Source organism: Pseudoalteromonas aurantia 208, assembly GCF_014858725.1.
GTDB classification, from domain to species: domain Bacteria; phylum Pseudomonadota; class Gammaproteobacteria; order Enterobacterales; family Alteromonadaceae; genus Pseudoalteromonas; species Pseudoalteromonas aurantia.
Window position 1 is genome coordinate 1,755,251 of sequence record NZ_AQGV01000012.1, and the last position, 18,472, is coordinate 1,773,722.

20 protein-coding genes are annotated in these 18,472 nt (G+C 40.3%); 8 read left to right on the plus strand and 12 right to left on the minus strand.

Annotated features, from left to right (window positions below; translation table 11 throughout):
• Positions 1 to 9 precede the first annotated feature (9 nt).
• From tolA to aspS, 7 genes are all read right to left on the minus strand, one after another.
• Positions 10 to 951 (minus strand): cell envelope integrity protein TolA, encoded by a 942-nt coding sequence (gene tolA, locus PAUR_RS11385; protein WP_404821684.1) that lies wholly within the window; start codon positions 949 to 951, stop codon positions 10 to 12.
• Entirely contained in the window at positions 951 to 1,379 is a 429-nt protein-coding gene (gene tolR / locus PAUR_RS11390; RefSeq protein ID WP_192507862.1) for a protein TolR, read from the minus strand. The genes tolA and tolR overlap by 1 nt, the downstream gene beginning before the upstream one ends.
• Positions 1,366 to 2,070 carry a protein TolQ gene (tolQ, locus tag PAUR_RS11395; RefSeq protein ID WP_192507863.1) on the minus strand — a complete coding sequence of 235 codons (705 nt, stop codon included), beginning with the start codon at positions 2,068 to 2,070 and terminating at the stop codon, positions 1,366 to 1,368. The genes tolR and tolQ overlap by 14 nt, the downstream gene beginning before the upstream one ends.
• Before the next feature lie 848 nt (positions 2,071 to 2,918).
• Positions 2,919 to 3,926, minus strand: coding sequence for a Holliday junction branch migration DNA helicase RuvB (ruvB, locus tag PAUR_RS11400; protein ID WP_192507864.1), 1,008 nt, complete (start codon positions 3,924 to 3,926; stop codon positions 2,919 to 2,921).
• Positions 3,927 to 3,932: 6 nt separating this feature from the next.
• Complete coding sequence (gene ruvA / locus PAUR_RS11405; RefSeq protein WP_192507865.1) at positions 3,933 to 4,550, minus strand: Holliday junction branch migration protein RuvA; 618 nt, start codon at positions 4,548 to 4,550, stop codon at positions 3,933 to 3,935.
• Between the two features lie 5 nt (positions 4,551 to 4,555).
• A complete protein-coding gene (ruvC, locus tag PAUR_RS11410) occupies positions 4,556 to 5,077 on the minus strand; it encodes a crossover junction endodeoxyribonuclease RuvC (protein ID WP_192507866.1) in 522 nt (173 codons plus the stop codon).
• A gap of 133 nt (positions 5,078 to 5,210) precedes the next feature.
• Positions 5,211 to 7,001, minus strand: coding sequence for an aspartate--tRNA ligase (gene aspS, locus PAUR_RS11415; RefSeq protein WP_192507867.1), 1,791 nt, complete (start codon positions 6,999 to 7,001; stop codon positions 5,211 to 5,213).
• Between the two features lie 183 nt (positions 7,002 to 7,184).
• On the opposite strand from aspS, the gene PAUR_RS11420 reads away from it, so the two are divergent.
• Both PAUR_RS11420 and PAUR_RS11425 read left to right on the plus strand, forming a co-directional pair.
• Complete coding sequence (locus PAUR_RS11420; RefSeq protein ID WP_192508564.1) at positions 7,185 to 8,033, plus strand: DUF72 domain-containing protein; 849 nt, start codon at positions 7,185 to 7,187, stop codon at positions 8,031 to 8,033.
• Positions 8,034 to 8,103: 70 nt separating this feature from the next.
• Positions 8,104 to 8,313 (plus strand): hypothetical protein, encoded by a 210-nt coding sequence (locus PAUR_RS11425; protein WP_192507868.1) that lies wholly within the window; start codon positions 8,104 to 8,106, stop codon positions 8,311 to 8,313.
• A 34-nt stretch (positions 8,314 to 8,347) separates the two neighbouring features.
• Here PAUR_RS11425 and PAUR_RS11430 read toward each other — a convergent pair whose 3' ends face one another.
• The gene (locus tag PAUR_RS11430) at positions 8,348 to 8,761 is read right to left on the minus strand and encodes a GFA family protein (RefSeq protein ID WP_192507869.1); all 414 of its coding nucleotides are present in this window, start codon (positions 8,759 to 8,761) and stop codon (positions 8,348 to 8,350) included.
• A gap of 75 nt (positions 8,762 to 8,836) precedes the next feature.
• On the opposite strand from PAUR_RS11430, the gene PAUR_RS11435 reads away from it, so the two are divergent.
• Positions 8,837 to 9,346 carry a M48 metallopeptidase family protein gene (locus PAUR_RS11435; protein WP_192507870.1) on the plus strand — a complete coding sequence of 170 codons (510 nt, stop codon included), beginning with the start codon at positions 8,837 to 8,839 and terminating at the stop codon, positions 9,344 to 9,346.
• 187 nt (positions 9,347 to 9,533) lie between these two features.
• Here PAUR_RS11435 and PAUR_RS11440 read toward each other — a convergent pair whose 3' ends face one another.
• Positions 9,534 to 10,214 (minus strand): DUF3334 family protein, encoded by a 681-nt coding sequence (locus PAUR_RS11440; protein WP_192507871.1) that lies wholly within the window; start codon positions 10,212 to 10,214, stop codon positions 9,534 to 9,536.
• 115 nt (positions 10,215 to 10,329) lie between these two features.
• Here PAUR_RS11440 and cmoA point away from each other — a divergent pair, with 115 nt between their 5' ends.
• The 5 genes from cmoA to PAUR_RS11465 all read left to right on the plus strand — a co-directional run bounded on the left by cmoA (position 10,330) and on the right by PAUR_RS11465 (position 14,749).
• Positions 10,330 to 11,055 carry a carboxy-S-adenosyl-L-methionine synthase CmoA gene (gene cmoA / locus PAUR_RS11445; protein WP_192507872.1) on the plus strand — a complete coding sequence of 242 codons (726 nt, stop codon included), beginning with the start codon at positions 10,330 to 10,332 and terminating at the stop codon, positions 11,053 to 11,055.
• 10 nt (positions 11,056 to 11,065) lie between these two features.
• On the plus strand, positions 11,066 to 12,034 hold the full coding sequence (gene cmoB / locus PAUR_RS11450; RefSeq protein ID WP_192507873.1) for a tRNA 5-methoxyuridine(34)/uridine 5-oxyacetic acid(34) synthase CmoB: 969 nt from the start codon (positions 11,066 to 11,068) through the stop codon (positions 12,032 to 12,034).
• Between the two features lie 315 nt (positions 12,035 to 12,349).
• Positions 12,350 to 13,402 carry a phosphoribosylformylglycinamidine cyclo-ligase gene (gene purM, locus PAUR_RS11455; RefSeq protein WP_192507874.1) on the plus strand — a complete coding sequence of 351 codons (1,053 nt, stop codon included), beginning with the start codon at positions 12,350 to 12,352 and terminating at the stop codon, positions 13,400 to 13,402.
• Positions 13,402 to 14,049 carry a phosphoribosylglycinamide formyltransferase gene (gene purN / locus PAUR_RS11460; RefSeq protein WP_192507875.1) on the plus strand — a complete coding sequence of 216 codons (648 nt, stop codon included), beginning with the start codon at positions 13,402 to 13,404 and terminating at the stop codon, positions 14,047 to 14,049. Before purM ends, purN begins: the two co-directional genes overlap by 1 nt.
• Positions 13,994 to 14,749: a DUF3108 domain-containing protein gene (locus PAUR_RS11465; protein WP_192507876.1), complete on the plus strand. Its 756-nt coding sequence runs from the start codon at positions 13,994 to 13,996 to the stop codon at positions 14,747 to 14,749. The genes purN and PAUR_RS11465 overlap by 56 nt, the downstream gene beginning before the upstream one ends.
• A 110-nt stretch (positions 14,750 to 14,859) precedes the next feature.
• On the opposite strand, the gene PAUR_RS11470 is transcribed toward PAUR_RS11465, so the two are convergent.
• From PAUR_RS11470 to PAUR_RS11480, 3 genes are all read right to left on the minus strand, one after another.
• A complete protein-coding gene (locus PAUR_RS11470; RefSeq protein ID WP_192507877.1) occupies positions 14,860 to 15,624 on the minus strand; it encodes a class II glutamine amidotransferase in 765 nt (254 codons plus the stop codon).
• Positions 15,625 to 15,964: 340 nt separating this feature from the next.
• The gene (locus PAUR_RS11475) at positions 15,965 to 17,863 is read right to left on the minus strand and encodes a tetratricopeptide repeat protein (protein WP_192507878.1); all 1,899 of its coding nucleotides are present in this window, start codon (positions 17,861 to 17,863) and stop codon (positions 15,965 to 15,967) included.
• A 205-nt stretch (positions 17,864 to 18,068) separates the two neighbouring features.
• On the minus strand, positions 18,069 to 18,446 hold the full coding sequence (locus PAUR_RS11480) for a hypothetical protein (protein ID WP_192507879.1): 378 nt from the start codon (positions 18,444 to 18,446) through the stop codon (positions 18,069 to 18,071).
• Between the last annotated feature and the right edge of the window lie 26 nt (positions 18,447 to 18,472).

An 18,472-nucleotide genomic window follows, 5' to 3' on the forward strand; every position in this document is an offset into this window, starting at 1 on the left:
AGACTTCCTTTATAAATTGGGTTTAATTGTTAGATTAATGTTCTTAAGCTGCTCGAAAACATCTTTTTCTTTCGAAACTGGTAATGTATCAGCCATACGCACCGCGCGCAGTGCCGCTTCACAAACCAGTTTATCGCCACCAAGTGAGCGTGTATCTGTAACTAGGCCGTTAAACCCTAGTCGAATATTCACTCGACACTGCTTGCCTTTCATTTTTTCGTCTATCAGTAAATTAGCTTGAATACGTTGCATTATGAGTGCGCGATATTTATCAACTTCTGATAATACTTGTTGTTTTCGTAATTTATTACGTGCAGCTTGCTCTTGTGCTAGTTGTTCCTGCATTAACTGCTCTTGCAATGCCTTTTGACGTGCTTTTTCTGCAGCTTCTGCTTTTCTTTTCTCTTGAGCTTCACGAAGTTTACGGGCATCTTCTGCTTTTTTCAGTGCATCTTCTTCAGCTTTACGCTTGGTTGATGCCGCTTTAGCCGCTTTCTCTGCCGCTAATTTTTCAGCACGCGCTTTATCTGCTTGAGCACGTTGCTTTTTCTCAATTTCTCGGGCTTTCTTCGCTTGCGCTTCCGCTTTTTTCTTTTCCGCCACTTTTGCTTTGCGTTGCTGTTCTAGCTTTTTAATTCTGCGAGCTTCTGCTTCTCTGTCTTTTCTTGCTTGACTTGCCCGTCGCTCTAAATCTCTGATACGTTTTTCTTCAGCGCGCTTTTTGTTCTGCTCTTGCTTTTTCAACTCAGCAATTTTCTTTTCCACAGCACTTTGATCAACAGAAATTGCTGAGACGACTTTCTCTTCCCTAGGCTCACTCAGCTCAGGGTTTAAAGTCACTTCCATTACCGTTGGTTCTGGGGTATGAAAGTTGGCGGACGCAAAAAGCATTCCCGCCAAAGCAAAATGCAGTAACACTGATTTTATAATTCCGCTTTGCAATGCTCCCATTAGCTTTCCTCAAAAGATTTCGTCATAAGACCAACCGACGGCACACCTGCATTTTTAAGAAAATCCATCAACAATAACACTTCTTGATAAGATACATGCCCAGAACCTTTAATCATGACCGGTGTATCTGGGTTTTGTTGTAGTTTTAGTTTAATAACAGCCGCCACTTCAACCGCATCCATCGGCGCTTCTGGATCAGTGCCCACGCTTACAAAGTACCTGCCTTCGGCATCAATCGATGCAATAATCGGTGGCGCATCTTTTGTTTCAACTAAATCAGACTCTTGCATTTGAGGCAAATCGACCTTAACACCATGGGTAATAAGGGGGGCCGTAGCCATAAATATGATCAGTAGGACCAACATCACATCGATGTAGGGCACCACGTTAATCTCTGCGACGGGGCGGCGCTTTTTACGCTGATACATGTTGCTTTACCTCAGCAGAGCTTGCAGCTTGACGGTGCAATATATTGGCAAACTCTTCCATAAAGTTAATGTATTGAGTCTCAAGCTTCTCAACATTTTTTGCAAACTTGTTATAAGCCATAACCGCAGGAATTGCCGCAAATAAACCCATGGCAGTTGCGATAAGTGCTTCTGCAATACCCGGCGCAACCATTTGCAAAGTGGCTTGTTTTACTTCACCCAATGCAATAAACGCATTCATGATCCCCCACACAGTACCAAATAAGCCAACATAGGGGCTAATAGAGCCAACTGTGGCTAAAAAAGACAAACTTGATTCTAACTTTTCCACTTCACGAGATAACGCCACCCGCATCGAGCGATGCGTGCCTTCAATTACAAGCCCAGTCGAGTGAGTGCTGTTTTTCTTATGTCTTGCAAACTCTTTAAAGCCAGATACAAATAACGCTTCTAACCCCTCAGGGTTCCCTACTCTCGCCGTCACTTCATTATAAAGCTTGCTCAAGTCCATCCCGGACCAAAATTTTTGTTCAAACCTTTTCGCATCTATCATCGCGTTTGAGATAATTGACCTACGCTGAAATATAATCGCCCAAGACGCAATAGACATGCCTACAAGTGCCAACATCACAAGTTGAACTAGCACACTGGCTTTTAAAATAAGATCAACAAAATTTAGTCCCGATTCCACGTTATTATACTCCTAAGAAATGGTGTGTCGGATATAGATACCCGTACAATTCGTTACAACATTGACTGTAAGCGACTATAAAGGTTCAGTTAGTTTACCCACACATAGTTACGCTGACAATCTCATTACCATGAAATTACGCTAATTGGCGATAAACCAACCGAAAAATAACATTTACTACATAAAGACACTACAGGTAGTTAATTTAATCAAAATGTACCGTGAATAATAAACGCGTATTTATGAATGCTAGCTGCATAAAACATTTAGTTTATGCACTTAATAAGAATAAACCACCAAAAACACAATGGTAAGACCAATTAACAACAAATAAACTAATACACAAAACAAAAAGCAAATACAATAAAATACATGCCTATCAATACGTTAAGTTAAATTATTGATTAATCATTCACCACCAAACAAAATTTAAAAACCAATCGGATTAAAAAATCTAATGTGAAAAAATAATTTTTCTAGTTTGATGTATTCCTAAAACCTCTTTAATATACACCCTGTACTGAGCACACAGCATCTATATATGCAAAAGCACAGTTGCTAGCAATAGGATTCTGATTTGTCGTATTGCTGTGATAAGCGCGCTAAGGATAAAACCTGAGTTAACTTATCAACCCCTGGATTACTTCCTTCAACTTGTTGTTTTGCCCGCATTTTTTGCGGGCTTTTTTTTGTCCAAAATTCCGTTTTTTTGGCTCAACTCCCCTATATTCATACTTAAACCTCTGAAAATTAAAAATTAAGCCCAAAGGTAACTAACCTATGTCTAAAACCAAAAAACTCAGCAAATAGCTGAGTTTTCCATTGTTTAGAGTTTGCCTCGTAAACCTTTACCTATCAGGTATAACCAAATCAAAATGTAAGTATGCCGCATTGGAGGCAATACGCCCTCTTGGCGTACGTTGAATAAAACCCTGCTGAATTAAAAATGGTTCTATAACATCTTCAATGGTTTCACGCTCTTCACCAATGGCTGCCGCTAAATTATCTAAGCCAACAGGGCCCCCCATAAATTTCTCAATTATGGACATCAAATACTTGCGGTCCATATAATCAAAACCACGCTTATCAACATCCACCATCTCTAAGGCTAAATTCGCAATATCGGCACTTACTTTGCCATCACCTTTAACCTGTGCATAATCTCTTACACGTCGTAACAAGCGATTCGCAATACGAGGCGTCCCTCTGGAGCGACGCGCGACTTCATCGGCACCTTCAGGGCTTATTCCTAAATCTAAGTAAAATGCAGAGCGAGAAATAATAGTAGACAAATCAGGAACTGAATAAAACTCCAGTCGCTGAACTATACCAAATCGATCTCGTAGAGGAGACGTTAATGAACCAGCTCTGGTTGTAGCACCAATTAATGTAAAAGGCGGTAATTCTAACTTAATAGAGCGTGCCGCAGGTCCTTCCCCAATCATAATATCTAATTGGTAATCCTCCATGGCTGGATACAGTATTTCCTCCACTTGCGGGCTTAATCTGTGTATTTCATCTATAAATAATACATCACCTTCTTCAAGGTTCGTCAATAAAGCAGCCAGATCTCCTGCTTTTTCAAGTACCGGTCCAGATGTCGCTTTAATATTGACATCGAGTTCGTTTGCGACAATGTTTGCCAATGTCGTTTTGCCCAAACCTGGAGGACCGAAAATCAATAAATGATCTAAAGCTTCCTCTCTTGAGCGAGCGGCCTCAATAAAAATGGCCATTTGCTTTTTTACATGGTCTTGACCCGTATAATCGGCAAGTAATTTGGGCCTAATTGCCCTATCCACATTATCTTCATTGCCTTGAGCTTCAGGCTCAATTAATCGGTCTGCTTCTATCATGGGTTATCACATCATTGACTTAAGAGCTTCTTTTATCAGTGTTTCAGTCCCCATTTCTGGTTTTGAAACGGCCTTCACTGCTTTTTGTGCTTGTGCTAATTTATAACCTAAAGCCAGTAATGCAGCAACGGCATCATCTGCCGGAGTATCTTGAACTGTCGGGTTTTCTTGTGGAGCAATAACCGCACCATCACTGAATGGGGTTAGTAAATCGTGACCAAAATTCTTAAGTCTATCCTTCATTTCAAGCACCAAACGTTCTGCTGTCTTTTTACCAACACCCGGGATCTTAACAAGCGTTGTTGCATCTTCGTTATTTACACAATGGATAAATTGCTCTGCAGACATACCTGACAAAATCGCCAAGCCAAGTTTGGGCCCAACCCCGTTGGCTTTAATTAATTCACGAAATAACGCTCGTTCTTTTTTATGATTAAACCCAAACAATAACTGTGCATCTTCTCTGACGACAAAGTGTGTGTAAATTGCAGCCGATTCACCGCAGTTTGGTAACTCATAAAAACACGTCATTGGCATTTGTACTTCATAACCAACACCCGATACATCAAGCAATATTTCAGGCGGCTGCTTTTCTAATAAAGTCCCACTAAGTCTTCCAATCATTTACTTTACCTCAATCTTCGGCGCACAGTTTTTGTTGCACTACCAGCCAAACGAATTAAACTTTGCTCTGAGTGAGCATGACAAATAGCAATTGCTAATGCATCTGCAGCATCAGCTTGTGGTGTACCTGGCAATTTTAAAATGCGTTTTACCATTTCTTGGACTTGTTCTTTTTTAGCCCCACCGTTACCTACTACAGCTTGTTTCACTTGCCTAGCAGAGTATTCATGCACAGCTATATCTTGCATCGCTGCGGCCACAATAGCGGCACCACGCGCTTGACCGAGTTTTAGGGCTGAATCTGGATTATGTGCCATAAACACTTGTTCAATAGAGAAACTGTCTGGTTGAAACTGCTCTATTAACTGCGTCACACCTTGATAAATCATTTTTAAACGGGTCGGAAAATCAAACTCACCTATTTTTATACAACCACTACCCAAATACTGAAATTTACTCCCCTGATGCACTATTACACCATAACCTGTAAATCGAGAGCCGGGGTCAATACCCAAAATAGTTGCCAAAGCATAATCCTACATCGTTTTTTTGCATCATGCCAAAATACTGTATGAATTACCAGTTAAATACGTCAACCCTCAAAAAAAAGGCGACTATATCTAGTCGCCTTTTTTTGGTACTCGTATTCCTTAATAACGATTACTCACCGTCAGATTGAACTACTTCTTTTTCAACCTTTGCTACTGCAATTGCCAACTCTTTTAGCGAATCTGGATTTGCAACGCTTGGTGCATCTGTTAATAGACAAGATGCTTGTGTAGTTTTAGGAAACGCAATCACATCACGAATATTATCCGTCCCGCACAGCAGCATAACTAAACGGTCTAAACCAAATGCCAAGCCAGCATGTGGTGGTGTACCGTACTTCAGTGCATCTAGTAAGAATCCGAACTTATCCTGTTGCTCTTGCTCTTCTATACCTAAAATTCTAAACGCTGCTTCTTGCATATCGGCAGTATGAATACGAACCGAACCACCGCCCACTTCATACCCATTGATTACCATGTCATAGGCATCAGAAATAGCGCCAGCTGGCGCTGATTCTAATTCTTGAGCAGAAATATCTTTTGGTGCAGTAAATGGGTGATGAACCGCATGTAATGTGCCTTCATCGTCTTCTTCAAACATCGGGAAGTCAACCACCCATAGTGGCGCCCACTTATCTAAATGAGTGAGTTCTAGATCTAGACCTACCTTTAGGCGCAATGCACCCATTGCTTCATTAACAACATTACGCTTATCTGCGCCAAATAAAATAATATCGCCAGTTTTTGCGTTAGTACGCTCAAGTAAAGCGTTGATCACTTCTTCATTTAAAAATTTAGCAATCGGTGATTGAACCCCTTCAATGCCCGCATCACGGTCATTCACTTTCATCCAAGCAAGACCTTTCGCACCGTAAATACCAACAAATTTAGTGTATTCATCAATTTGCTTTCGAGAAAGTTTGGCACCACCAGGTACTGTTAACACTGCAACACGGCCTTTTTCGTCGTTAGCAGGTGCCGCTAGGACTTTAAATTCAACCTCCTTGACTAAATCAGCAACATCTACCAATTCCATCGGGTTCCGTAAATCAGGCTTATCAGAGCCAAAACGACGCATTGCTTCGCTGTAGGCCATAACAGGAAATGCACCTAGGTCCACATTAAGGAGATCTTGCCACATTTCAGTCACTAAACGCTCTGTCATAGCACGCACTTGATCTGAGCTCATGAACGAAGTTTCTAAATCGATTTGAGTGAACTCTGGCTGGCGATCTGCGCGCAAATCTTCATCACGGAAACACTTTACTATTTGATAATAACGATCAAAACCCGACATCATCAGCAACTGTTTAAACAGTTGTGGTGACTGTGGTAGCGCGTAAAAGCTGCCTTTATGCACACGGCTTGGTACTAAATAGTCACGCGCACCTTCAGGTGTTGCTTTCGTTAATACCGGCGTTTCAATATCAAGGAAGTCATTTCCATCTAAGAATCGACGGACAAAGCTACTGGCTTTTGCTCTTAGCTTAATACGGTCGCTCATCTCCAAACGACGAAGGTCTAAATAACGGTACTTTAAACGGCGTTCTTCTGAGTTTTGTTGATTAAAATCTAGTGGTAATGGTTCTGAGCGGTTTATTATGTTCAAACCTGTACCAAGTATTTCAACTTCACCTGTTGCCATATCTTTATTTACTTGGCTATCAGGGCGCGCTCGAACAGTACCTTTTACCTGCACGCAAAATTCTTGACGAAGTGTATTTGCAGTGTCCATTAACCCTTCTATTTCTGGGTCAAACACCACTTGAACTAGGCCTTCACGATCTCGTAAATCGATAAAGATTAAACCACCTAGATCACGGCGTTTGTTTATCCAGCCACATAGTTCTACTTCTTCGCCAACATGGCTTTTATTTAAGTTCCCACAATATATCGAGCGCATAGTATTCCTGTTAGTCGGCTGCATCGTGCTGCAACCAATAAGGTTAATTTGAAAAAATTACCGCCAATTATATAAAATTCCCCCTTAAAGTCATCCTTGATCGACACAAGTATGCAAATTTCCCATCGATTAATGTGTTTTGATACAATTAATATACTTTATCGTTCACGGATCTTGTATTTTATGCTTTATATTGGGTGCCCTCAGTGGAGTTCAGCACATTGGAAAGGTCGATTTTTCACACGTGACTGTCAACCAAAACAGATGCTCGAGCAATACAGTCACATTTTTAACTCAGTAGAAGGCAATACTAGCTTTTACGCAGATCCAACCCCTGAGACAGTTCTCAAGTGGCAAAAAAACGTACCAGAGCACTTTAAGTTTACCTTTAAAATACCGCGACGCTTTTCCCACGATATGGCATTACAGCATTGTCAAAGTGAGTTACTCGCGTGGCTTACACTATTTGAGCCCTTGTATCAAAACATCGGCCAAATTATGCTGCAGCTACCTAAAAGCTGTAGCCCTGATTTTCTCGCCACCATTAGTAACTTCACTCGCTTATTACCTAGCGACCTGCCGTTAGGCATTGAAGTTCGCCATCTCGGGTTTTTTGATAAGGGAGAGAGTGAAATGCGATTTAATCAGTTTTTAATGACACAAAAATACAACCGGATCATGATGGATACTCGCCCACTTTTTAGCGAACCACCCAATACTGCAGCTATCATTGATGCACAAAGAAAGAAGCCGAAAGTCCCCCTCCATGTTATAGCCACTGCAAATGCCCCTATTATTCGATATGTTGGCTGCTCCGACTTAGCAGCAAATAGAAAGCTCTATCACCCCTGGTTAGATAAAATTAGAGGCTGGTTAAACGAGGGTAAAACCCCCTATTTGTTTTTTCATACTGCCGATAATTTTGATGCGCCATTGTTGGCCAAACAATTTATCGCCGATTTAGCACACCCTGCAGCGATATTAGGGGACTTCCCCGCAAACTTGGAACCCAGTCAAAATGACTTATTCTGATTTAACATTGCTTTTTTAGGTGCAACATGCATAAACTGCTCTTGAATAAAAAAACATCAAGGAAATAGACATGTTATTAAAACTACAAAAAAAGAACATTAAAACACTATCTCAAGATACTAATTTACTCCCAAGTGCTGCGACGAAAAAGGTGGCCGGCGGTATTTCTGCTGATCACATCTGCTGCACTGATGAAACACGACAAGCAAATGCACACCTCATTCAACGAGGCGGTAATTCACGCGCATCAGATTGCTGTACATTAGAGACTGAACATTAATCATGTTACCCCAAAATAGCTCACAGCAAGTGGGCTATTTTATGCTTCTAGTCGCTTCAAACCTGTCATTTAAAGGTAAATCCGCATTAATCTCATCCCAATCAGCTTTAGATGTCACAAAGTTGTGAGATATGGGCCGCTCACTTATTGGTGAATCTAAAATCCCCAATCGCAGCCTCACCTTCTTCGTATTCTCTGCGTTAGAACTATATAGGGGTGATGCACAATGACGACAAAAATGGCGCTTCCTACCAGTTTTAAACTCAAAATGTGCTATGTGATTAATGCCTTGCGTAATTTTAAACTGTTCAGTGTCTACGAAGCCATTGGTAGCATACGCACTCCCTGTAGACTTTCGGCATAAAGAACAATGACAATGAATAATGTCGGTAATAGCGCCATGTATTTCTATTGTTACGGCACCACATAAACAACTCGCGTTATACATATTAATTAAAACTACTCGTTTTCTGAATATTCAATAGCATATAATACCGCTGACTTTTAGCCAACCTGCCGTTTTATGAACTTTTTAGATTATTTTCAACATTACCCTGACAACATTCAGCAACAAGTAGCACAACTCATCAGCTCAAACAAACTCGTGGATTACTTTAAAAATAAGTACCCCACTGCGCATCAGCTAAAGTCTGAAAAACACCTATTTGAGTACACTAATCGTTTTAAACAACGATATTTAAAAAATGCACCAAAATTGTCAAGCGTCGGTTATAAAAAACAAAAAGACTTAGTACAAAACGCACTTGGTACACATACCTTTAAACGCCAACAACACGGAGGGAAACTCAAAGCCAAACACGAAATTGCCATTGCCGAACAACTCAAATGTGCCCCTGAGCCGCTCCTAAAAATGTTGATTATTCATGAATTAGCGCACTTTAAAGAAAAAGATCATAACAAAGCTTTTTATCAGCTATGTTGTCATATGGAGCCTGATTACCATCAGTTAGAATTGGACCTACGTTTATTTTTGGTACTACAAAAACAAGGTTTAAGCTTTTATGACAAGTAACTTAACGTAAAAAGCCAACATGCCCCAAGAACATAGCTCACATTCACCAATGAATGACAAGCCCTAAACTGACAAAGCTGCTCGATAACAAAAAGTGCATCTCACCTTTGTGTTAAAAAACAGCTTTATTAAAATTGCCTTAAAAATCAATTGTTAACCATTTACAAACAACTGGGCTTGAGCCACTTTATAACCCAAGTTCCGCCATAAAGTCATCATCACTGTCTATTTCTTCAGGCGCCGCCGACTTTTTATTTTTACTCTCAGCAGCTTGATTAGCAATAATTGCATCTGGGTCCGCAGCTTCAGCAATATCAAAATCATGTAATTTAATAAACTCAGTTTTATCCATCGCAAGCTCTAAATAAAATATATTTTGGTTTTGTGTGGTAAATGTCACGCGACGTGCTTGCGGTCTATCCATAGTTGTATCAACAGAAATTTGCACTTGTTTATTTATTGCCATCATTTTTGGCTGGTTTTGCGTGATAGATGTGTGTAGCTGCGTACGCACTTTACCTGTAAAATCACCCACAATTTGGTTCATCAACTCACCCATCACATTTGATACATCATCAGATAAGTGACTATGTGCTATTTCTTCTTCAGGCATACCCATGTTACGCATATAATCTTGATAAATTTCCATTGCCGATTGCGCGGTAAAGTTAGTCACTACCAACCCCGTAAAACCGCCATCAAACAACACAAAACAGCCTATATCTGGGCGCATACACGTACGCGTGATTTTTTGAACCATTGCTGAATAAGCAATTTTATTGCCACTTGCGGAAGACAATACTTCAGTCACCGAGTTGCACAATGTGGATAGGATATCTTCTGTGCTAATCACTTTATTTCTCGCCATTTTTAGTCTCTTTTTTACTTCTTATCATTAATAGTAGCCAAGCTACTGAAATTATCACTGACTATCCAGTATAAAATGCTAAAATAGCGAGATTATTTAGAAAGAGAGATAAATTGTGACTGGCAAAGACAGTATTTATGCCACCGAGCAACAAATAAAAGACTTTAGCTTCGACGAAAACGTGGTTGAAGTATTCCCAGATATGATCCAGCGTTCAGTCCCTGGTTACGCGACAATCGTAAGTACGATGGGTAAACTCGCGGGTCAATATGCACAAAGTAATTCGAATCTATATGATTTAGGGTGCTCACTTGGCGCAGTTACGTTAAGCATGCGCCGTAATATCGAAAAGCAAAATTGCCAAATCATTGCCGTCGATAACTCAAAAGCCATGGTTGAGCGTTGTCAGCTGCATTTAAAAGGCTTTAAATCTGATGTGCCGGTTAATGTGGTATTAGGTGATATCACCGAGCTTACATTGGAAAATGCCAGTGTAATAGCGTTAAATTTTACCTTACAGTTTATTCCGCAAGAACAACGTGAAGCTGTGCTTAAACACATTTATGCTAGCCTGAAACCTGGTGGGGTATTATTATTAAGTGAAAAAGTGAAAGGTGAAAATGATTTAACTGATAACTTACTCATTGATTTACACCACGATTTTAAACGTCACAACGGTTACTCCGAATTAGAAATAAGTCAAAAGCGTACCGCCATAGAAAATGTTATGCGCCCAGATCCCCTATCAAAACACATTGAGCGATTACATAATATTGGTTTTAGCCAAACACAAGTTTGGTATCAATGCTTTAACTTTTGCTCACTCGTGGCCATCAAATAACGGAGTCCATATGAATTCTTGGTTTACAGACTTTTATGCCGCCATTGCGAAAACCGCTTTGAGTCATTGGTTAGAAACACTTCCAGCTCAATTAAGTCATTGGCAAAAAGAAGCGCAGCACGGGGACTGGCCCAAGTGGGAAAAAGTACTCAAAAATCTGCCTGAATCAAATACGCAGCACATCAATGTAACAGATAAAGTCGAGTTCGGGTTAGCCAACGAGCTCTCAGACGGCCATACCAAGCAATTAACCCATTTGCTAAAGAAAATGATGCCGTGGCGAAAAGGTCCTTTTAATATTCATGGTATTCATATTGATACCGAATGGCGTAGCGATTGGAAATGGGATCGACTGGTTGAACATATCAGTCCGTTACAAGGGCGCACTGTGCTCGATATTGGCTGTGGTTCTGGCTATCATTTATGGCGTATGCGTGGTGCGGGAGCAAACTTCGTTGTGGGTATTGATCCTTCAGATTTATTCCTATCACAATTTCAAGCGATTAAGCACTTCAACCCAGATCCAAGTGTTCATTTACTGCCATTAGGGGTTGAACAACTACCTGCATTGAAAAGTTTTGATACGGTATTCTCTATGGGTGTACTGTATCACCGACGCTCTCCGATCGACTTTTTATCACAACTGAAAGCACAATTACGTCCCGGTGGCGAACTCGTATTAGAAACACTCGTGATCGAAGGGGATGTGAATACGGTACTTGTACCAACTGATCGCTACGCTAAAATGCGTAATGTCTGGTTCATTCCAAGTACCGCAGCACTGACCCTATGGCTAGAGCGTGTTGGCTTCAAAGACGTGAATGTGGTGAATAACGATGTAACCTCACTTGATGAACAGCGTCAAACACCTTGGATGGAAACTGAATCATTAGCCGATTTTTTAGATCCTAATGATAACACTAAAACCATCGAAGGTTACCCTGCCCCTTTGCGTGCAATACTCACGGCTAAAGCATAATCACCTAAATAAAATACCCGCTAACTCTCTCCATACGTATTTTATTTAGTCTGTAATTAAATGGTTTCATCTGTGTCTGCCATAAGACACATATGAAACCAGCCTGTCAATGTCCCTACTTTGTAAATTACCACCTCCACCCAAATCGCATTCACAAGCTAATTCATTGTTATTAATAGTAAATATAATAAAAACAAATATGTGCAACCGCTTGCTGGTGGGATCTGTCATATTTACGCTAGCCGCCCCTAGTCAATTGTTGTAAAATACGCGCGTTTCTAAGCAATCCATAAAGCAATTTTTTGAGGAAAACCCGTGAGCGATCAAAAACAGTCTCTTAGCTACAAAGACGCAGGCGTAGATATTGATGCCGGTAATGCATTAGTTGAGCGCATTAAAGGCGTAGTGAAAAAAACTCGTCGTCCAGAAGTAATGGGTGGGATCGGTGGTTTTGGCGCACTGTGCGAACTTCCTACTGGTTATAAAGAGCCTGTACTAGTCGCTGGTACTGACGGCGTTGGCACTAAGCTTCGTCTAGCGATTGACCTAAAAAAACATGACACTGTAGGTATCGACCTTGTTGCCATGTGTGTAAACGATTTGATTGTCCAAGGTGCTGAACCCCTATTTTTCTTGGACTACTACGCAACTGGCAAATTAGATGTTGATACAGCAGCCGATGTAGTAACTGGTATTGGTAAAGGCTGTGAACTGTCAGGTTGCGCACTGATCGGCGGTGAAACTGCTGAAATGCCTGGCATGTACGAAGGCGAAGACTATGACATGGCTGGTTTCTGTACTGGTGTTGTTGAAAAGTCTAAAATCATTGATGGTACTAAAGTAGCTGCGGGCAACCAATTAATCGCACTTGCTTCAAGTGGCCCTCACTCAAACGGTTATTCTTTAATTCGTAAAGTACTTGAAGTGTCTGGTGCCGATACGAATGCCGAATTTGAAGGTAAAACGCTGGGCGAACACCTTCTTGAACCAACCCGTATTTACGTAAAATCAATTCTTGAATTACTAAAAGATGTTGACGTTCACGCCCTTTCACATATTACGGGTGGTGGCTTTTGGGAAAATATCCCACGCGTGTTACCTGAATCAGCAAAAGCGGTAGTAAAAGGCGATAGCTGGGAATGGCCTGCAATCTTTAATTGGTTACAAGAAAACGGCAACATCAGTACACACGAGATGTACCGTACATTTAACTGTGGCGTAGGTATGATCTTAGTGGTTCCTGCCGACAAATTAGCAGCAAGCCTTGACATACTTAACGCACAAGGTGAGCAAGCATGGCATATTGGTGAAATTCAAGATGCGACTGCTGGTGAAGAACAAGTAGAAATCGTTGCTGGTAAAGACTAATGACGCCATCTCGCTTAGTTGTATTGATCTCTGGCAGTGGCTCTAATTTACAAGCCATCATCGATGCTTGCCAAAACAACGATATTAATGGCGAGATCTGCGCTGTGATCAGCAATAAAGCTGATGCATACGGATTAGTTCGTGCTCAAAATGCAGGAGTAGAAACCTGCATTCTGAGCCATAAAGATTATCCATCGCGTGAAGACTATGATGTTGAACTGGCCGCATTAATTGACTCTTTTAATCCAGATTTAGTTGTATTAGCTGGATTTATGCGTATTCTAACCCCACACTTGGTGCAAAAATTTAAGGGAAAAATGTTGAACATTCATCCTTCTTTGTTGCCTAAGTATCAAGGGCTGAATACCCATCAAAGAGCAATAGATGCTAAAGACGATGTTCATGGTGTAAGCGTACACTTTGTAACGGAAGAGCTAGACGGTGGACCCGTTGTATTACAAGCTAAGGTACCTATCTTAGACAATGATACAGCAGACACACTCGCTAAGCGCGTTCATGAGCAAGAGCATATTATTTATCCTTTGGTGGTCAAGTGGTTCAGCGAACACAGACTAACAATGGAAGCAGATTATGCCGTTTTTGATGACCAACCCCTTCCAATTCAAGGCACAGCGTACCCAGAATAAAAAAATTAGCGCTTGGCTTGTCGGGTTAAGCGCTTTCTTTTCATGCTCATTACTTGCAAATACACTCACTCCGTACCACGCAGAATACCAAATTCTTCGTAAAGGCTCTGTCCAAGGATCAGCCACTCGTGACCTCAGTAAAATTGATGGAAATACATATCAGCTAGAATATCAAAGTGATATTAAGTGGATGATCTTTAATGATAAACGCACAGAAATATCGATGTTTACGTTTGACAATAACCGCACCCAGCCCATTCATTATGATATGACTCGCAGCGGCACTGGGCCTGATAAAGAATATACAGTCAGTTTCGACCACACAAAGAAAACCATTACGTCAAACAAAAAGAAGTACCCACTTGATATTACGTGGCAAACCGAGCAACAAGATGCGCAAACCTATCAAATTCAACTACGTCGTGATATTAAAGCGGGGAAAACTAAGCTGAGTTACCCAATTGTGGATAAAAAAGGCAATCAGCGCAACTATGACTTTGAAGTTGAGGGTGAAGAGACCATCACCCTACCCATAGGCAATGTCAAAACCATCAGAATAAAAAGGTTATATGACAACGATAAACGTCAAGCAACGGTATGGCTGGCGCCAGAATATGACTATATGTTGGTAAAGATGTACAAAGGGAAAAAAGGCATTGAACAATTTCAAGTTCAAATGACCAAGTACGACATTAAGTAAGTGATTCAACATTGATACCGTAACTTGCTGAGTTGCGGTATCATCTATTTTTATTGTCTCTAATTACACTTAGCTAAAAAGATATAAATAGATATACGCCATGATAGCCGTTATATTTTTTCACCCAGTTTAAATAACACAAACTCTCCGGGCTCCATTTTTTGCCATTGCTCATCATTGGTGAGTGGCCGTGTTGCAATTACACTCACTACATCATTTGGCGTGGTTTCTTCTTTAAAATCAACCACCATATCAGCATCAATCAAAGTAGCTTTGCCAAATGGCGCTCTACGAGTGATCCAATGCAGGTTATTGGTGCAATATGCCAGCACGTATACTCCATCAGTCAGTAGCATATTAAATACACCTTTGTCCTTCAATGTCGCCGCCAACTTAGCCGCATATCGAAAAACCACCGCCATATTTGAGGGTTTTTTCGGATACTTCTCTCTAATTTTATCTAGCAGCCAACAAAAAGCCAATTCACTGTCTGTATTACCCACAGGGCGATAAAAGGATGGTTTCAGATCAGTGTAATTAGATAACTGCCCATTGTGTGCGTAGGTGATCTCTCTCCCCCATAGCTCACGGGTAAAAGGATGAGTGTTTTCTAAACACACTCGGCCGCGATTGCCTTGGCGAATATGGCTAATAACCGACACACTCTTAATTGGGTAAGCTTTTACTAATTTGGCGATTTCAGATTGACAGCTTGGTTCAGGGTCTTTAAATGTCCGACAGCCTTTGCCTTCGTAAAACGTGATCCCCCAGCCATCTTTATGCGGCCCCGTATTACCACCGCGCTCTAGTAGGCCTGAAAAACTAAAACAGATATCTGTCGGTACATTCGCAGACATACCCAATAGCTCACACATTAAATAAAAACTCCTTTATAAACAGAACACAAAGAACAAGCTTTATACTTTTTATTTTTAAATGTCACAGTGAGTGTCATTGTTAAGTTTGTAGTATATATCTTGTGTAGCAATCGCTGTATTATCCCGTACTAATATAACATCGTAAACACTCTATTTATTAGATAGATAAATTATTTAATGCACACCTTCCCCACAAAATCTGTGGATAACTTCAGACATTCTCGGCTCACATTCGCTGTTTACATCATCACTTGTGCCTTTAAACTTGAAGAATAGGCTTGTCTTAACTTTATTTTCATAAAACTTACTAAGCCCTACATTGATAGCGCTAGTTGGGTTATAACTCATCTAAACGCTTTTTTGCTTGTAGCACTATTACCGTTATTTCTGGGTTGTGTGAATCACCATAGCGGCTGATGAGCCCCTCATAGGTTTTGATTGCATCATCTGGTAAGTTCAGTTGAACTTGCGAAATCCCTATATAAAGCATTGCTTTAGCCACTCGTTCTTGCACGGCTTCGTTGCCTGATTCACCAAAGTGGGCGATTAACTCTTCATAGGTCTTAATTTCTTCTTTTGGCAGTTCTAACTGGCCTTGTGTGACCCCTTTATTAAGCATTGCATTAGCTATTCGCTCTTGCATGGTCTCATTGTCTGACGCAATGAAACGCGTTATTAACATCTCATGAGTTTTAATTGCATCTTTTGATTGGTTTAATTTACCTTGCCTAACCCCTTTGTTAAGCATTGCTTTAGCAACCAGCTCCAGCACAGCTTCGTTATCCGATGCTCCAAAATGAGTGATTAATGTCTCATAGGCCTTAATTGCTTCTTTTGACTGGTTTAATTCACCGTGTACAACCCCTTTATTAAACATTGCTTCAGCCACCGGCTCTTGCACGGCTTCGTTGTCTGATTCACCAAAGTGGGCGATTAACTCTTCATAGGTTTTTATTTCATCTTTTGGTTGATCTAACTGGCCTTGTGTTATCCCTTTACTGAACATTGCATTAGCTACTTGCTCTAACACTGCTTCATTATCTGATTCTATAAAGTGAGTAATGAGTGCCTCGTAGGTTTTAATTTCTTCTTTTGGCTGGGTTAATATACCTTGCCTAATCCCTTTATTAAACATAGCTTTAGCAACAGATTCTTGCACAGCTTCATTCTCGAACTCTTTAAATTGAGCAATGAGTACCTCATAGGTTTTAATTGCGTCTACAGACTGATTTAATTGGCCTTGCGTCACGCCTTTATTAAACATTGCGAAAGCCACTCGCCTTTGTATCGTGTCATTGTCGTTGTCAATGAATCGAGTAATCAGTTCATCATAGGTTTTAATTTCTGCTTCAGGCTGCGCGAGTTTATCAAGACATGTAGATTTATAAGACAGCGCACTTGCAAGGGTTAAGTCATCGACTTCCTCAAAAATATTTGAGGTTATAACATCCCATGCGATGATAGAAAGGCTAAATTGATTGTTAGAGAAAAGTTCAGTACCAATCTCAAGCCAGTCATCCACATTCAAACGGGTATGTTCGAAACTTTTATACGTTAAGCTCTGTATATCTAAGCTTAAAGAATCGATAAGTTTTGCTTTCACCTGTCTGATTTCAGAGAATTTTTGCATCCGCTCACTTTCATCACGTTCAAACTTATCAAACTTGCCTTTTAACTCTTGATTGATTTCTTGGAATGTTACTTGTGCTTGCGCTATTAATTCGTCACTGTTGTTTTTTAACCATTCTGACATATGTTTTTTTGAGGCGATGTTTGCTTCGCTTTTCGCTTTATAAATGGCAATAAATGAAGTAGAAAAACCTAAAATCAGAGCAATTATCGTTATCAGGATACTGTAAAAATTTAACTCATAAGATAAATCGGATATACGCCCATCAAAAACGTTCAATTCTTTATTTTGACTTTGTTCCTGCTTAGCAAGTTGAAAATTTAAAACCTTCTCTTGCTGAATGATCTGATTACTAATGTTGGCTAACTGTATTTTTAAATTAGTTTGTGTTTCTTCCAACTTTTTGAAGTCACCACCCAGTTGTTGTTTAATCCCTTTGGCATGGTCTTTTTGCTGTTTTAACTGTTCATCTAAAACGGCCATTTTTGTTTGAATTGCACTCAATTGCTGAGTGTGTTTTTGACCCGTATTTTGCAGAGGCTCATTTGCTGACGAAGTTTGCAGCAATATAAAACATAAACTTACGAGTAATAAAAAGAGGCGCATTCATCATCCTTATGGTGTTTTTATAATTGAATCGCGTTTATCAAATAAGCGCTTAATTTACTCTAAATACATGGCTTAAAGCAAACTAAGTGACTGAAAATAGGGTTGTCTACCATATTATATTCGCTAAAAAACGCTCTTTATTGCAGGAAGCAATAAAAAGACTAGCTATGAGCTCGTGATATTCACACGTAGTTGAAAATACTTAACCTATTTGCACTGCAAGCGTTGAACATAGCGCAACTAACAAAAACACCAACCAAGATAGATGCTTTGCTTTTGAACCAAGCAAAGCCATTAAAAAATGTAAAGTAAACGTCGCCATTATAATGTTCGCTATGGCTGCTTTAGTAATGCTAGGCTGCGCCAATACAAATAAAATGGCAGCAAAACCGCACCATGCGATAGAGGTTAAATGCCATGCAAAACGCAATGTATGTCTGGTAAATTCAGTGCCCCCAAAAAGCTTAGGGAGATTGTCTCGTTTGAATAGTCGACTTAAAATGTAACGCTCCCCCAAATAAGAATGTGCACCTGAGACTGCAATAAGTAAACATGCTGCAATATATAGTAGTACTTCCACTTCCGTTACTCCTTTCTTTATTACGC

What these genes read in the sequence shown, in the direction of transcription:
- tolA (WP_404821684.1), bottom strand. Translation starts at nt 951, where the DNA reads ATGGGAGCATTGCAAAGCGGAATTATAAAATCAGTGTTACTGCATTTT.
- PAUR_RS11435 (WP_192507870.1), top strand. Translation starts at nt 8,837, where the DNA reads ATGAACTTTTTAGATTATTTTCAACATTACCCTGACAACATTCAGCAA.
- PAUR_RS11475 (WP_192507878.1), bottom strand. Translation starts at nt 17,863, where the DNA reads ATGCGCCTCTTTTTATTACTCGTAAGTTTATGTTTTATATTGCTGCAA.
- PAUR_RS11425 (WP_192507868.1), top strand. Translation starts at nt 8,104, where the DNA reads ATGTTATTAAAACTACAAAAAAAGAACATTAAAACACTATCTCAAGAT.
- ruvB (WP_192507864.1), bottom strand. Translation starts at nt 3,926, where the DNA reads ATGATAGAAGCAGACCGATTAATTGAGCCTGAAGCTCAAGGCAATGAA.
- cmoB (WP_192507873.1), top strand. Translation starts at nt 11,066, where the DNA reads ATGAATTCTTGGTTTACAGACTTTTATGCCGCCATTGCGAAAACCGCT.
- PAUR_RS11440 (WP_192507871.1), bottom strand. Translation starts at nt 10,214, where the DNA reads ATGGCGAGAAATAAAGTGATTAGCACAGAAGATATCCTATCCACATTG.
- purN (WP_192507875.1), top strand. Translation starts at nt 13,402, where the DNA reads ATGACGCCATCTCGCTTAGTTGTATTGATCTCTGGCAGTGGCTCTAAT.
- PAUR_RS11430 (WP_192507869.1), bottom strand. Translation starts at nt 8,761, where the DNA reads ATGTATAACGCGAGTTGTTTATGTGGTGCCGTAACAATAGAAATACAT.
- PAUR_RS11420 (WP_192508564.1), top strand. Translation starts at nt 7,185, where the DNA reads ATGCTTTATATTGGGTGCCCTCAGTGGAGTTCAGCACATTGGAAAGGT.
- aspS (WP_192507867.1), bottom strand. Translation starts at nt 7,001, where the DNA reads ATGCGCTCGATATATTGTGGGAACTTAAATAAAAGCCATGTTGGCGAA.
- PAUR_RS11465 (WP_192507876.1), top strand. Translation starts at nt 13,994, where the DNA reads ATGCCGTTTTTGATGACCAACCCCTTCCAATTCAAGGCACAGCGTACC.
- tolR (WP_192507862.1), bottom strand. Translation starts at nt 1,379, where the DNA reads ATGTATCAGCGTAAAAAGCGCCGCCCCGTCGCAGAGATTAACGTGGTG.
- ruvA (WP_192507865.1), bottom strand. Translation starts at nt 4,550, where the DNA reads ATGATTGGAAGACTTAGTGGGACTTTATTAGAAAAGCAGCCGCCTGAA.
- PAUR_RS11470 (WP_192507877.1), bottom strand. Translation starts at nt 15,624, where the DNA reads ATGTGTGAGCTATTGGGTATGTCTGCGAATGTACCGACAGATATCTGT.